We start from the raw sequence: 15,125 nt of genomic DNA, 5'->3' as shown, positions 1-15,125 counted from the left end.
AAACCTAGGCATCTTCATAAATCAAATTGGCTTTATCAATATTACTTAGTGCAATCTCAAACTGCTCGCCATCACTTGACGTTAGTTTTAAAGAGTTTTCATCAATACTATCTAAAGTACCTGTGGCTTTACGACGTTTTTGATCGCCTGTACCGATAGCTTGAATCAGACGCAAGCTAACAGTTTGACCAACATACGCATGCATTTGCTCATCTGAGAAAAACGCACGATCAAAACCAGGTGAAGATACTTCTAAGATGTACTCACCAGCGATAGGATCATGAACTTCTAAGATACCGCTTACTTGATGGTTTACTGCCGCGCAGTCTTCAATCGTTACTTGTTTATCTTGGGCTTGCTCTTCTGGCAATGCCTCAATATAGATACGTAGTAAAGAGCGACGACCTTGTGGCGCAAACTCGATACCCCATAATGACACATCACAAGCGGCCACGGCAGGGGCAATAATATTAGTCAGTTCTGCAACTTTAGTCGAAAGCTTCATAATCTCTTTGTATTTTCCTATTCACTTATCTATCGTACTTAGTAAACCGTATTAAAAATTGACTCTTATCTATATATAGCAATCTTATGATGATAAGAATCACGGTCAGTATATAATTTTAAATCACAAATATATGATACATATTATGCATTTATATAGGGACGAGCGTAAAAAACATCAAGCTCGGCCAAACAATGCTTTTATTATTTATAAAGCACTACTATCGATAAAAGTATGAGGAATAAAAGATAGTGTTGCTTAAGAAGCATCGTGCCGGTAGCGGCCGATGATGACCAGTGACGAGTAATATCGTACTCTATAGACTTAGAGCTTAGCATAAGTAGGATAGATACCGCGATAACACTGACCTTCAGATACAAAAAAACCCACAAACATAATGGTGGGCTAATCGGCACTGACAAATTTAGTGTACAAAACATCAGTATAAAAAGTGGTAGCGGGGGCTGGATTTGAACCAACGACCTTCGGGTTATGAGCCCGACGAGCTACCAGACTGCTCCACCCCGCATCAATCTAGAACGCATATTATAGGGAGGTTTCGTAGAAGTGTCAATACTTTTTTTAAATTAATTATAAAATAAGTATTATCTGCTAAAAATCCAACCTGACGCTATGCTGCGTCTGTAAAACTTGGTGCGATTGGGGGGACTTGAACCCCCACAGCTTTCGCCACCACCCCCTCAAGATGGCGTGTCTACCATTCCACCACAATCGCATTGTACTGCTCTGTCTCTATCGTCCAGTCTATAATCAATGATGCTTAAGGTAGGCATCTATAGAACAGGAGTTGCGAAAACAGGAAAGCATTGTAAATCTAACCTACCAAAATAGCAAGCGCTGCCTACTTAAAAGAGGCTTACTCTGAATGTTGAGTCATTGGACGCGGCGTTTGCGGTGCTGAAGCTGGCGCATCTAGACGAAACTGATCTTCTGCTTGCTTACGAGCATGAACGGCAAGCGTCATACTCGTAATAAAAAATACGACCGTTAGTACTGCCGTGGCACGCGTCAAAAAGTTAGCAGTACCTGCTGCGCCAAACACGGTACCTGATGAACCAGCACCAAAAGAAGCTCCAGCGTCTGCCCCTTTACCATGCTGTATCAGAATCAAGCCGATCATGGCAATGGCCACAATAATATGCAGGGCTAATATAAACGTAAACATGGTGGCCTCTTTTGCCGCGTAATGACGACTGATAACGGAAAATAAAACGTAAGGTTAATAGAATGACAATCGGCATAATCAAATGCCAGATCGACTATATAAATAAGGCGCATTGTACACGATTGCAAGGGTAGTGTTAAACCTACTTTTACCAACTGATGAAACCATACTGTCTATAAGCTATGATCTTGATATCTGAGCGTTATTTATTCATTTAAGCATTGGCTTGGTTAAATGCACTAGCAATCGCTAAAAAGCTCTCCGCTTTTAATGAAGCACCGCCCACTAATGCGCCATCAATCATAACGTCAGAAGCAAAGCTACTAGCATTATCAGCATTAACACTACCGCCATACAGCACGGTAATCGTATCTGCTATATCAGCAAAGCTTGCAACCGTTTGCTTAATATACTGATGAGTCTTACTTACTTCTGCCACAGTAGGCACTTTACCTGTACCAATCGCCCATACAGGTTCGTAAGCGACGAGCAGCTTTTCAAATAACGATGATGCTAAATCTGGCTGCTGAGTCAGTAAATCCTTAATAACCGAGAGTTGCTCATTGATAATGTCGAGTGTTTGACCATTGTCATACTGCTCTTGTGTTTCGCCGATACAAAATACCACACCTAATTTCTGAGAAAACGCATGAGACAATTTGCTTATCAGGCATTCATGAGACTCTTTGTGATATTGACGACGCTCAGAGTGGCCAAGTAGCGTCCAAGTAGCACCTGCATCTGCTACCTGCTGTGCTGAGCAGTCACCAGTATAGGCTCCTGTACTTGCACTATAAGTACTAATGTCCTGTGCTGCACAGAGTATTGAGCTATCTGCTAGACGCGTACTCACTGTACTTAAATGAACACAACTTGGCGCTACCATTAATTTACAGCGGTTTTTTGATGCCTGCGAGTTGGCTTGTTCTTCAGTATTAACTTTAGTCAATAAGTCGTCCAATAGTGCATTGACAGCACTGTTAGTCGCAGGATTCTGTTTCCAATTGCCAATTACCCAAGCTTGCATACTTATTTACCTTGTCTCATGTATTCATGCCAATTCGGCTAATATGCGCGTCAGTATAACAAATAATTCGTAAGTGCTATAGTAGCCTGCCACCATGAGCAGAATCACTTCTGCAAACTTATCTACAGACAATACATCAATAGACCGTTATTTTTACGAGCTAGTCGTCTAATGGTATATATAAATTTTTCAAACTAAAGTAAAGTTCTATACTACAGAGTTTATAAAATCAAATATTTTTGCTGGTTCTATATATAGATATACAGGTAGATAAGATAAACAAAGCAAGACAGTTATAGCGAGTTATCAACTAGAAACAACAAGTATATAGCGTGCAATACCAAGCAAGTCTACAGAATATTTTGTATCAAAGGAGAGGTTACAATGTCTATCGCAACCAGTAAGTACGGCGGTCTAGCGCAGCAGCTGATTAGCGACGGTGTCGTTAGCGAAGCGAACATGAAGACGGCACAGATTGAGTCGCAACAGCAGCAAATAGGACTGGTACCCTACCTAGTAGACAACAAATTGGCCGATGCTTATCATCTTGCCCAAATGCTATCCCAAGCTTTCGGTGACCCTCTATTTGATCTTGATGCATTAAACATTGATGTTATTCCAAAAGACTTGGTGGATGAAAAAATCGTTCGCAAGTTTAATGCATTACCACTCTTTAAACGAGGACAACGTCTATTTGTCGCACTAAGTGATCCCACACGCGTTGATGCTATTGATGCGATTGCCTTTAATTCTCGACTGTCGATAGAAACCATTGTTGTCGAAGAAAATAAGCTTAAAAAACGTATTGAAAGTGCATACGCAGATACGATGCAAAGCTTTGATAGCTTTTCTAATAGCGATCTAAATGTCGACTTTGAAGACGGTAATGAAGATAAAGAGGGTGGTGAGACTCAGCTGAATGACGGCGTCGATGAAGCACCTGTTGTAAAGTTCGTCAATAAAATGTTGGTAGATGCTATCCGTATGGGCGCTTCTGATTTACATTTCGAGCCATACGAAAAGTCTTTCAGAGTACGATTTCGTGTCGATGGCGTCATGCAAAAAATGGCCAATCCACCAGTTCAACTTGCGAATAAAATTGCAGCACGTCTCAAAGTCATGTCTCAAATGGATATCTCAGAACGCCGGGTGCCGCAGGATGGACGTATTAAACTAAAAATTTCTAAAAATAAAGCCATTGATTTTCGAGTAAACTCATTACCGACGTTGTTCGGTGAAAAACTTGTTTTGCGTATCCTTGATCCATCCTCAGCCATGTTAGGTATTGATGCATTGGGGTATGAACCAGATCAGCAGGAAATGTTTTTAGAGGCATTACACAAACCACAAGGCATGTTGCTTATAACTGGTCCTACTGGTTCTGGTAAGACGGTATCACTTTACACTGGTATCAATATCTTGAATACTGGCGCAACCAATATCTCAACGGCTGAAGATCCAGTCGAAATTAACCTTGAAGGAATTAATCAAGTCAATGTTAACGCCAAAGTTGGTCTAACGTTTGCCAATGCACTCAAGTCTTTTTTACGTCAAGATCCTGATATTGTCATGGTCGGTGAGATTCGTGACCTTGAGACTGCTGAGATCGCTATTAAAGCTGCGCAGACAGGTCATATGGTTCTTTCTACTTTGCATACTAACTCGGCACCTGAAACATTAACGCGTCTACGTAACATGGGTGTGGCCTCTTTTAACATTGCCACATCAGTCAACCTAGTTATTGCCCAACGATTGGCACGCCGTCTCTGTAAGAACTGTAAAAAACCTATTAGCATTCCGCGTCAAAGCTTGTTAGAGATTGGTTTTACCGATACTGATTTAGATAACACTGATAATGTCATTTATGAACCAGTCGGCTGTAATGAATGCCGTGAAGGTTATAAAGGCCGTGTAGGTATCTATGAGGTGATGAAAGTCAGCCCTGATATTTCACGCATTATCATGGAAGATGGAAATGCAATAGATATCAAAGACGCTGCCATTAAAAACGGTTTCCGCGATTTGCGTCGCTCTGGGATTTTAAAAGTGTTGCAAGGTGTCACAAGTATTCAAGAAATGATGCGGGTGACTTCTGAATAATAAATAAAAACGTAGAATGTATCTGCTATTTCTTGGCGATTTAACTTGTAGTTGTTAAGCAATTTATAAACTAGCAACATTGTCTATCGTATATCTTTAAAAATAAAACAGATATACACTGGTTTTTTACGCTAAAATAAAGTATGCCTGACTGGTATCTTAAGTCTGGTATTCTATTGTAAATTTACAATATATATTGGACTATTTTGAGGGTAGTAATATGGCAAAAGCTAAGACCGATATGTTGTTGGACTTTGTTTACGACGGTGTGAATCGACGCGGACAGAAAGTTAAGGGCGAAACTACCAGTCGTAGTTTAGAACTGGCAAAAGCGACCCTACGTAAACAAGGTATCACGGTTAAAGGGATTAAGAAAAAACCAAAGCCACTTTATACCTTCAAAAAAGCAATTAAAGCTATTGATATTGCTATTTTTGCTCGGCAGTTGGCAACAATGATGAAAGCAGGTGTACCGTTGACCCAGTCCTTTGAGATTGTCGCCGACTCGCTCGATAATCCAAGTATGAAAGACTTAGTATTGAAAATAAAAGCAGATATTGAAGCAGGTGGCACCTTTGCCTCTTCTTTGCGCAAACATCCTCGTTACTTTGATGATTTATTCTGCTCACTCGTCGAATCTGGTGAACAATCAGGTGCACTTGAGACGATGCTTGAACGAGTCGCTACTTACAAAGAAAAAAGTGAGCTTCTCAAAGCAAAAATCAAAAAAGCAATGAAGTATCCTATTGCCGTTATCGTGGTTGCTATCATTGTCACCATGATTCTATTGATAAAAGTAGTACCTGTATTCTCCGATCTATTTGAATCATTTGGCGCAGAGTTACCAGCGTTTACGCAAATGGTTGTTGATATGTCCGAATGGATGCAGGCATGGTGGTTTATCCTTATCATTGCTATCGGTGGTGCAATTATCGGTTTTTCAGAAGCTAAAAAACGCTCCAAAAAGTTCCGTGACTTCTTAGACCGTGCCGTACTCAAAGCTCCCATATTTGGCAATATCGCCTATCAAGCGATTATTGCACGTTTCTCTCGTACACTGTCTACAACTTTTGCCGCTGGTGTTCCACTTATCGATGCCCTAGACTCTACTGCCGGTGCGACTAATAATGTTGTGTTCTACAATGCCACTCAACAAATCAAAAATGACGTATCTACTGGCCAGCAATTACAGTTCTCCATACGCTCCACCAATTTATTCCCGAGCTTAGTTATTCAAATGGTTGGTATTGGCGAAGAATCTGGTAGCTTAGAAGAGATGCTAGATAAAGTCGCTGTCTACTACGAAAACGAAGTTGATAATGCGGTTGATGGTTTAACCAGCTTGATGGAGCCAATGATTATGGCAGTTTTAGGTGTATTAGTTGGTGGCCTAGTCATTGCAATGTACTTGCCAATCTTCCAAATGGGCTCAGTAGTAGGATAATTATTTGATGCAATTTATACAGTTACTACAAGAGAACATTACCCTAGCTTTATTCGTATTTGGCCTATTAGGTCTTTGTGTTGGCAGTTTTTTAAATGTTGTGATTCATCGCATACCGCTGATGATGGTCTACGGTTGGAGACAAGAGTGTAGCCAGTTTATGTCTGAACAGGCTGATATGCCACGCGAGCATACGCTACCCATAGCAAATATTGTCGCTACTGACCAACTAATCACCCTAAGTCGCCCTGCCTCTCGCTGCCCTCATTGCGCACATAAAATTGAGTGGTATGAAAATATCCCTTTAATAAGTTGGCTGTTACTACGCGGACGCTGTTCAAGTTGCAAAGCAGCTATCGATCTGCGTTATCCTCTCGTTGAGCTAGTAACTGCCCTCCTGTCCGTGTTAGTAATATATAAGTTTGGGGTAAATACTACAGGCTTGTCCGCATTGGTTTTAGTATGGACACTGGTTGCTCTAACAGGTATCGACTTTGACACACAGCTACTACCTGATCGTCTAACTTTTCCTTTAGCAGGCTTAGGGTTGGCGGTAAACTCACAAAGCTGGTTCGTCTCACCAACACAGTCGATATGGGGATTACTACTTGGGTTTTTATCGCTATGGATAGTAGTCAAGGTGTTTTATTTAATCACTAAAAAACATGGAATGGGTCAAGGTGATTTTAAACTATTGGCAGTATTAGGTGCTTGGCTTGGACCTATGATGTTACCCTTAATCATCCTACTATCGTCTTTGCTTGGCTCTATCGTTGGATTGATCTTGATGAAAAAACAGGGTGAAAGTCGACCTTTTGCTTTTGGGCCTTATATCGCTATAGCAGGTATCGTTGCCTTATTATACGGCTCAGATATCGTCAGCTGGTATCTTGGTATGTATGTCTAATAACTGATAGCATACATTAGATTATTGTAGGAAATTTTCGGCAGTGACTCATAAATAAAGCCTTAAAAGGCCAATTGTGAGTTTAAAGCTGCATTCATTGTTCTATCTGTCAGATAAGCCATTATTATGTCAAAAAATACATCACACTCTTATTCACACCAATCACAAACCACGCAACCAAAAAATAAGAAGCTTGTGGTTGGTTTGACGGGTGGTATCGGTAGTGGCAAATCTGCCGCTAGTGCTTGGTTTTCTGAGCAAGGCATCGATATTATTGATGCAGACGTAATCGCTCATGAGATTGTCGCTAAAGGTAGCGCCACTCTGCAGAAAATTCAGAAAAAATTTGGTGATTGGATATTGACGGATGATGGTGTCATGGATAGGGCGGCAGTACGCACACACGTATTTGCAAATCCTGAAGCGCTGATTGAGCTTGAGGCTATCACTCACCCAGCGATACGTGAGACAGCAAAAGCACAGCTAGATGCTAGTACTTCACCGTATATAATCTTGTCTGCGCCCCTACTTATAGAGGCGGCAGAAGCAGGACTGGCTAATTTATGTCAACGTATTTTAGTCATGGATGCCACCGAAGACACGCAGCTTGCGCGTGCCAGTCAGCGTGATGATCAAAGCATACAAAAGATTAAAGCCATTATGACCAATCAGTTGAGTCGTGAAGAGCGTAATCGTCATGCAGACAATGTCATACTCAATGAGAGCGACCTTGCCTCTCTATATCTACAGTTAGAACCCTTGCACCAAGAGTATCTTACGCTTGCCCAGCAGCTAAAGTTCGCTGGCGATTAACCTCGTACAATGCCATGCCAGTAGCAACACTCACGTTTAGGCTCTGTAGATTACCATGCTCGTTTCCTGACATTGGAATATAAACCAACTCGTCACAGCTTTCCATTGTCAGGCGACGCATACCCTCTCCTTCTGAACCCATAATAATAGCGGTCTTGCCAGTTAGGTCAGCGGCATGTATTGGCTTAGCCTCTTCACTAATTGCCGTACCAAATACGAAAACGCCTGCATTTTTGATTTGCGATAACGTGCGTGCTAAGTTCGTAACGCTGACAATCGGCATCATCTCTGCTGCGCCAACCGATACTTTCGCCACTGTTGGCGTTAGGCTCGCTGCGTGGTGTTTTGGACAAACCACTGCATCCACACCCATAGCCACTGCGGTACGTAGGCAGGCGCCAAAGTTATGTGCATCTGTGATTTGATCTAGTACCAATAATAAGCACTGTTCACGGCCAATAATAGTATCAAGCAAACCTTCATCAGCGAAACCTAACGGACGAGCATTGAGCACCACGCCTTGATGCTGCGGACTGCCACATAATTGCGTTAGCTTGTCTTTTTGGGTTGGTTGAATGCTAATGCCGTTTGCTTCCGCTTCGGCCATGATAGCTTGTACATGACTGTCACTCTCACGCCCTTGCTGCACAAACAAGCTAAGGCCATCAAGAGGACGATGTTCAAGTAACGCATCAATGGCATGAATGCCGTAAAAATAAATGGGTTTTGCCATAATAGGCCTACTAAATATAAAGTGGATATCGCACTAGGCGACGGAATAAAAGAGGAAAACGTCGGCTTTAAATGTCATAGCTCATTGATGATGAGAGAACAGTAAACCAAACGTCAAAAAAGAAATAAACAATACCAATCCGATATTGTTTATTTTCTCGAAACATTAATGTGTGATAAAACAAGCACTAAAATAATAAAGCTCAAGCGCCCTATTAATAATATCAGCCTTCTAAATGACAGACATATTGAACAATTTCTTCAGTACGTAGGTTAAAACCGCTATTGCCTTCAACGACAAATGATTGACCTGCACGGTAGTAGCTGAATTCATCGTCACCATTAATTTTCACTTCACACTCACCACTGGTGATTTCGATACGCTCAGAGGTGTTGGTGCTAAAGTGATAATGCTCAACCAAGTTGTCACAAGGTAAGATCACGCCTAGCGTTTTATGGCGACCATCCTCAAACATAATGGTATGGCTTGAGCAGCGACCATCATAAGATACTGTCGCTTGGGCATTAACTGTTACGTTAGTAAATTGCGCCGCTGTCATAGTGGCTTCCTTATCAAATAATTATGGCAAAACTAAAAAATAAGTGACGGGTTAAAGTATTGACAGAGTTGCACTGGGCTTCAAATACGCGACCAGTAAGCAAACACGCCTGCTTTAGATACTTTATCCCTCTATAGTAGATATCTGCGCGCTAAAGGTAGCCACAGGTTCCATGAAAACGCTTTTGAATAATGATTGAGTGGCATGTTTTTACCACTATACGCCTACAATTTTACGAAATTATGACTCGTTATTATGTTGCATAGCGCATCAAACTCATAAGAAGAGTTTATCATTATGTGAGATTATGCTACCACATTATATCTATAAAGTTTGTTAAAGCGGCTAGGAAAATTCTATTTGATGGCAAGTATCCACTCACTCATTTAATATTCATTTGGTATTTTTCTAGGCGGATGCTAGGCCACTAACTTAGGTATATTTTTATCATTATCAGTCAAAATACTTTTTCGCATACTTTGCTTATCTTTAGATGTTAAATGACCCTAATGATTAATATTATAGGTATTATGTCGATGATTTATTGTCAGTTTTTAATAGTTTTATGGTAATCTCCCAATAATAAATTCTGTTATACCTCGTCTTAAAGTTTGTATTTACGCACATTTAACACCATACTATTTGCCTACAATATTTATCTAATTAGCAAGTTTAAATAGATATTTTCAATTCCTTATTTATCCTATTTATAGATGGCTTCCTAAGATTTATATGATGTCCATTGTCTGTCCTGAGAGGCGTTGATGCTAGTATCGTTAACTTTACATCAGTTTGCGTTGATTGCTCAGCATGAGCTGAGCGTGGCTGAAGGTTTTAATGTCATCACTGGTGAAACAGGTGCTGGCAAGTCGTTATTGCTAGATGCACTATCACTATGTGTTGGTGAGCGAGCAGACAGTGCGATGGTCAGGCATGGCGCTGCGCATGCAGATATCTACGCTCAATTTGATGTAGAAAATAATAGTGTCGTCGCTGAGTGGTTTGCCAAAAATGATCGACCGCTAGAAGAGCCTGAAGTACTTATTCGTCGACAATTAAGCAATACTGGCCGCTCAAAAGCATGGCTAAATGGTTCACCGGTTAGCTTAGCGGAGCTAAAGAGTTTAGGCACTTTACTGGTCAATATACATAGCCAACATGCTCAGCAAGCATTGCTCAAGCCGCAATTTGTGGTGCAATGGCTTGATGAGATGGCACAGATAACACCGTTAGCCAACCAAACTACCAGTAGCTATCAAGCCTATCAGCAGCTAAAACGTCGCGCGGATGACATCGCGAGCCGCGAAGCCCAGCGTCAAGATCGTATTCAGTTATTGCAGAGTCAATTAGCAGATATTGCGCCGTTATTGGCTGTGGACTACGCAGAAGTTGAATCTGAACACGAAGAGCTCTCCAACATTGAAGCCCTAATGCAAGAGGCCAGTCATGGTCTGCATTTGCTCGACAATGATACCGATGAGCCAGACGTCATGACCTTGCTCGGACAAGCGATCAAACTCTGTGACAATCAAGTAAGCGTCAGTCAAACGTTTGAACAAGCTTCTGAACAGCTCCATCTAGCTCAGCAGCAAATTACTGAGGTGACTGCCCTGCTATCAGATTATGCCGAACAGCAGCTACCTGATCCTGAACGCCTGCAAACACTAGACAATTTAATCAGCTTAGGACATCGTTTGTCACGTAAGCATAGCTTGCCAGCGAGTGATTTAATTGATGAAGCAAAGGGCTGGGAAGCGCAATTAGAGCAACTAGAGAACGAGCCAAGTAGTGATGCAATGGCAGCGCAAATTGAGCAGGCTTGGCAAGACTATCTCGCTCTGGCGACACAGTTAAATAAAGAGCGCACAAAAGCTGCTCCGACAATTAGTAAGCAACTCATCAAACAGCTACAACCACTTGCACTACCCAATGCTCGCTGTGAATTTGTTTTTACCAAAAAAGCCGAACCTAGTCAGTACAATGCACAAGGCTGTTTCGATATTGATTTATTGTTCAGCGCCAATGTCGGTATGCCAATGCAGCCTCTACACAAAATCGCCTCAGGTGGTGAACTGTCACGTATGGCGCTCGTGATGCAAGTATTACAAGCGACCAATGCTGATAACAATGCCGCCAAGCCTATGCTGGTATTTGATGAGGTCGATGTCGGTATCAGTGGCGGTACTGCGCAAGTGGTTGGCGAACTGCTACGCTCGCTTGGCCAAACACAGCAATTGCTAGCCATCACGCACCAAGCACAAGTCGCAGCACAAGCGCATCAACATATCTTGGTACAAAAGCATCATCAAGAACAGACTGAAAGCGAGCTACTCATACTGACCAACAGTGCGCAAGTAGACGAGTTGGCACGTATGTCTGGCGGTGTCATTATCACTGATGTCACACGCGATCATGCCCGCAGCTTATTATCCGATGTTAAATAACGCTCTATCTGACCTATCTAACGTTAAATAATCATTCGTTTTCATCAAAACGGATGGTTATTTGAGTCTATATGATGGTCAGTAGTAATTGGTGCGAATCTTGCTTTTCTATTGATTATCACCATATAGTGGTCTTTCACCCTTATTATTAGGTTGCATTTGTTTCTATGTCCAAAACCAATTTGACCCATCATTTTTTAATTGCAGCACCAGAGCTGTCAGACCCAAGGTTTGAGCAGGCACTTATATATATTTGCCGTCATGACAAGCACGGTGCGCTAGGTCTGATGGTCAATCGTCCGCTTGAGCAATCTCGCGTAGGTAAGTTGCTAGAAGATTTGGATATTGAAGTGACCAATCCGCAGGTGATGGAAGATGTGGCATTAGAAGGCGGCCCTATGTATCCGGAGGTCGGCTTTGTGCTGCATACTGGTCAGCCAGAATGGGCCTCTTCTTTTGCTATTTCAGAGAACGTTTGCATCACGACTAGCCAAGATATTCTAAAGCGTATTGCCGCAGGCCAAGGCGTCGGTCACTATCAACTGTGCCTCGGACATGCCAGCTGGGGCAAAAAACAGCTAGACCAAGAGCTCAGTAATGGTGACTGGTTAGTCTGCCCTGCTGATCTGAATTTATTATTTGATACACCGTTTGAAGAACGCTGGCAAATCGCAGCCGATAAAATCGGAGTCAATTTCGACTACCTTAGTAGTGACATAGGTCATGCGTAATATCATACGCTCTACGAATTTAGATAAAGACATAAAGGACACCCGTTACTATGGTAGATAGCACTTTTACGGCTAATAGCACAGACGCTATAGATAATGACATTGATATTGGTGTTGATACTCTCGATAACGGTAGCAATATCATTGCTGAAACTATTGAGCCAGAAGTAAAGCCGCATCTTATCTTGGCGCTAGATTACGGCGTCAAAAAGATGGGTATGGCACTCGGTAATACCATTACGCAGACAGCGCGTGCCTTTGACATTTTGGCAATGAATAACGGGCAGCCAGATTGGGACAATCTAATTGGTATCATCAAAGTCTGGGGCGTGGCTCAAGTCGTGGTTGGCCTACCGCTTAATATGGATGGCACGAGCTCTATGCTTTCAAAACGAGCACACAAATTCGCTCGTCGTCTGGCCCATAGAGTGATGGAGCAACATTTGCCAGTGACCGTATCACTGTGTGATGAGCGGCTGACTTCCATCGAAGCAAGAGAAATCGCATGGGACAATGGTTGGATCAAAAACGAACGCGACCCAATCGATGATATCTCCGCTTGTATTCTAATGTCGACCTATTTTGCTGATCCTAATAGCAGTATCGCTATCGATGCAATCAAAGCAGAATAAAGCAGCCAAATAGGTAAAAGACACGTGTGCGGCTATAATGTCACTTCAATACATCGTACTTCTTAACGGATAAATGACTGATTACTATGACCACTGTCTCAGACCAATCTTCGCAACATAAGTCACAGCATGGTTTTGCTCCACTGGCTATTGCCCGTATTAAAGGCGCACAGCGTGCCAACCAAATAGCGATTTATCTCATTTATGCGGCTATTTCTGCATTTGTGGTCTTTGGCACGATTGCTAGTATCAAAGCCTTCCATGATAACCAGCTGCTTTATCAGTTATTTTATAATTTGCCCTACGCCCTAGTAGCCCTCACGATACCTGTTACTATTTACGATGCATTGGTCGTTTATCGTTATCGCTTAAACCAACCGTCGATGATTGCCATGAGTATTGGTGTATCAACCATTATATTGGTTGGCGGATTAATTTTTGCCGATACTGCATGGTTAGGGCTATCTTGTTGGTTGGGTGTGGCATTTTTATTTAAAGTAAGCTTTAAGCGGTTTTTTAACTTTCTAGAAGTAGCTGATACGCCTGATGCCGACGAAGAGGCTGAAAGTACTAAAGCATAGACGATCTACAAAGTACGCCGCGATAAGCAATTAAGCAAACTACTTACCCTACTCATCCTTAAACCCACTTATTTAGCTTTATGATAATGACTATGAACACTTCGATACCAGACACGCCTATCCACCATCACTTAGATACTCAAGGGCTGATTTGTCCTGAGCCTGTCATGATGCTACACCGCGTCATTCGCAAAGCAGATGGCGGCGAAGTGATTGAAATATTGGCGACGGATCCGGCTACCACGCGCGACATTCCGAATTTCTGTCGTCATTTGGGTCATGAGCTAATCGGTCAAGAAACACTGGCTGAAAATGTAAGCTTAGATGCTGATCCTAACGAAATCACCATCGATAGCGATGATAATACGCCTGCGAGCGTAACGCTATATCGCTATCTGGTTAAGAAAAAAATGGCATGATAGGTTTGATGTTATATTAATGACTATCTGTCATCGCTAACTTAACCCCTACCTGAGTATCGTCCTATGAGCCGTGATCGTGCCGTGCAACAACGCCAACCTAAAGCATTAGCGGTCGATGATGAGCCAGCTTATATGACTGAGTTTCGTCAAGCCATGCTGGCGCGCGGTCTAGCGACGCGTACTCGCAATGCGTACGTCCGTGACCTACGCTCTTGCGAGCTGACCAATCCTATCGCCCTGACACGCTGGCAGCCTGATGATGTGCTGCACTGTCTGTCACTCCTTGCTAAAGATGGCAAAACCCCACGTACCCAAGCACGCATGCTCTCAAGCTTGCGTCAGTTTTATCTATGGATGATTGCCAGTAATCTGCGTGAGGACAATCCTTGTGAACGTATCAAAAGCCCAAAACTCGGACGTCCGCTGCCAAAAGACTTAGCTGAAGCGGATGTCGATAATCTACTTGCCGCACCTGATACCAGCACCGCGCTCGGTCTCCGTGATAAGGCTATGCTAGAAGTTTTATACGCCTGCGGTCTGCGAGTGAGTGAGTTGATTAACCTCTCATTAGAGCAAGTGAATCTAAACTCAGGCTGGCTACAAATCACGGGTAAAGGGAATAAAACGCGACTGGTGCCCCTCGGCGAATATGCAGCGGATGCATTGGAAGATTATCTGTCTCATGGGCGTGGAGATTTGATTGCGCATTTGAAGTCGGGGAATTGCCAAGCGGTATTTTTGACGGCGCAAGGCGGCTATATGACACGGCAGAACTTTTGGTATCTACTTAAGAAGTACGCCAAAGTTGCCAGTATCGATAAAGAATTATCCCCGCATACGTTACGTCATGCCTTTGCCACGCATTTACTCAATCATGGTGCAGACTTGCGTAGTGTGCAGTTATTGCTAGGACATAGTGATTTGTCCACCACGCAAATCTATACTCATGTGGCAACGGCGAGATTGCAGAAATTACATGCGGAGCATCATCCACGAGGGTAGCCTTGCCATATTGCCATATGGGCAGCATTGAAATCTAAT

15 protein-coding genes and 2 tRNA genes are annotated in these 15,125 nt (G+C 42.5%); 10 read left to right on the top strand and 7 right to left on the bottom strand.

Annotation, left to right across the window (positions count from 1 at the left end; translation table 11 throughout):
• Positions 1 to 4 precede the first annotated feature (4 nt).
• From rimP to tpiA, 5 genes are all read right to left on the bottom strand, one after another.
• Positions 5 to 505 carry a ribosome maturation factor RimP gene (gene rimP, locus JMX96_RS06275; RefSeq protein ID WP_057757748.1) on the bottom strand — a complete coding sequence of 167 codons (501 nt, stop codon included), beginning with the start codon at positions 503 to 505 and terminating at the stop codon, positions 5 to 7.
• A gap of 452 nt (positions 506 to 957) precedes the next feature.
• Positions 958 to 1,034, bottom strand: a tRNA-Met gene (locus tag JMX96_RS06270).
• Between the two features lie 123 nt (positions 1,035 to 1,157).
• A tRNA-Leu gene (locus JMX96_RS06265) sits at positions 1,158 to 1,241 on the bottom strand.
• A 141-nt stretch (positions 1,242 to 1,382) separates the two neighbouring features.
• Entirely contained in the window at positions 1,383 to 1,691 is a 309-nt protein-coding gene (gene secG / locus JMX96_RS06260) for a preprotein translocase subunit SecG (protein ID WP_201568139.1), read from the bottom strand.
• 214 nt (positions 1,692 to 1,905) lie between these two features.
• Complete coding sequence (gene tpiA / locus JMX96_RS06255) at positions 1,906 to 2,718, bottom strand: triose-phosphate isomerase (protein WP_201568138.1); 813 nt, start codon at positions 2,716 to 2,718, stop codon at positions 1,906 to 1,908.
• A gap of 384 nt (positions 2,719 to 3,102) precedes the next feature.
• Between tpiA and pilB the strand changes: the two genes are divergently transcribed.
• The 4 genes from pilB to coaE all read left to right on the top strand — a co-directional run bounded on the left by pilB (position 3,103) and on the right by coaE (position 7,982).
• The gene (pilB, locus tag JMX96_RS06250; protein WP_201568137.1) at positions 3,103 to 4,818 is read left to right on the top strand and encodes a type IV-A pilus assembly ATPase PilB; all 1,716 of its coding nucleotides are present in this window, start codon (positions 3,103 to 3,105) and stop codon (positions 4,816 to 4,818) included.
• A gap of 220 nt (positions 4,819 to 5,038) precedes the next feature.
• Complete coding sequence (locus JMX96_RS06245) at positions 5,039 to 6,262, top strand: type II secretion system F family protein (protein ID WP_201568136.1); 1,224 nt, start codon at positions 5,039 to 5,041, stop codon at positions 6,260 to 6,262.
• Positions 6,263 to 6,269: 7 nt separating this feature from the next.
• Positions 6,270 to 7,169, top strand: a complete 900-nt coding sequence (locus JMX96_RS06240; RefSeq protein WP_201568563.1) for a prepilin peptidase — start codon at positions 6,270 to 6,272, stop codon at positions 7,167 to 7,169.
• A gap of 126 nt (positions 7,170 to 7,295) precedes the next feature.
• Positions 7,296 to 7,982 carry a dephospho-CoA kinase gene (coaE, locus tag JMX96_RS06235; protein ID WP_201568135.1) on the top strand — a complete coding sequence of 229 codons (687 nt, stop codon included), beginning with the start codon at positions 7,296 to 7,298 and terminating at the stop codon, positions 7,980 to 7,982.
• Here the strand turns inward: coaE and rlmB are convergent.
• Together rlmB and JMX96_RS06225 are read right to left on the bottom strand one after the other, a co-directional pair.
• Entirely contained in the window at positions 7,945 to 8,715 is a 771-nt protein-coding gene (gene rlmB, locus JMX96_RS06230; protein WP_201568134.1) for a 23S rRNA (guanosine(2251)-2'-O)-methyltransferase RlmB, read from the bottom strand. The genes coaE and rlmB overlap by 38 nt on opposite strands.
• Positions 8,716 to 8,938: 223 nt before the next feature.
• The gene (locus JMX96_RS06225) at positions 8,939 to 9,274 is read right to left on the bottom strand and encodes a pyrimidine/purine nucleoside phosphorylase (RefSeq protein ID WP_057757729.1); all 336 of its coding nucleotides are present in this window, start codon (positions 9,272 to 9,274) and stop codon (positions 8,939 to 8,941) included.
• Positions 9,275 to 10,038: 764 nt separating this feature from the next.
• On the opposite strand from JMX96_RS06225, the gene recN reads away from it, so the two are divergent.
• From recN to xerD, 6 genes are all read left to right on the top strand, one after another.
• The gene (gene recN, locus JMX96_RS06220; RefSeq protein ID WP_201568133.1) at positions 10,039 to 11,718 is read left to right on the top strand and encodes a DNA repair protein RecN; all 1,680 of its coding nucleotides are present in this window, start codon (positions 10,039 to 10,041) and stop codon (positions 11,716 to 11,718) included.
• Positions 11,719 to 11,885: 167 nt separating this feature from the next.
• Positions 11,886 to 12,449, top strand: a complete 564-nt coding sequence (locus JMX96_RS06215; protein WP_101204671.1) for a YqgE/AlgH family protein — start codon at positions 11,886 to 11,888, stop codon at positions 12,447 to 12,449.
• A gap of 50 nt (positions 12,450 to 12,499) precedes the next feature.
• Positions 12,500 to 13,081, top strand: coding sequence for a Holliday junction resolvase RuvX (gene ruvX, locus JMX96_RS06210; protein ID WP_227676954.1), 582 nt, complete (start codon positions 12,500 to 12,502; stop codon positions 13,079 to 13,081).
• Positions 13,082 to 13,167: 86 nt separating this feature from the next.
• On the top strand, positions 13,168 to 13,662 hold the full coding sequence (locus JMX96_RS06205) for a hypothetical protein (protein WP_201568132.1): 495 nt from the start codon (positions 13,168 to 13,170) through the stop codon (positions 13,660 to 13,662).
• Between the two features lie 92 nt (positions 13,663 to 13,754).
• Positions 13,755 to 14,081, top strand: coding sequence for a sulfurtransferase TusA (gene tusA, locus JMX96_RS06200; RefSeq protein WP_201568131.1), 327 nt, complete (start codon positions 13,755 to 13,757; stop codon positions 14,079 to 14,081).
• Between the two features lie 66 nt (positions 14,082 to 14,147).
• A complete protein-coding gene (gene xerD / locus JMX96_RS06195) occupies positions 14,148 to 15,086 on the top strand; it encodes a site-specific tyrosine recombinase XerD (RefSeq protein ID WP_114701433.1) in 939 nt (312 codons plus the stop codon).
• Positions 15,087 to 15,125: the final 39 nt, after the last annotated feature.

The organism is Psychrobacter sp. JCM 18900 (assembly GCF_904846625.1).
Classification (GTDB): Bacteria; Pseudomonadota; Gammaproteobacteria; order Pseudomonadales; family Moraxellaceae; genus Psychrobacter.
This window is presented reverse-complemented; position numbering and strand designations above follow the sequence as displayed.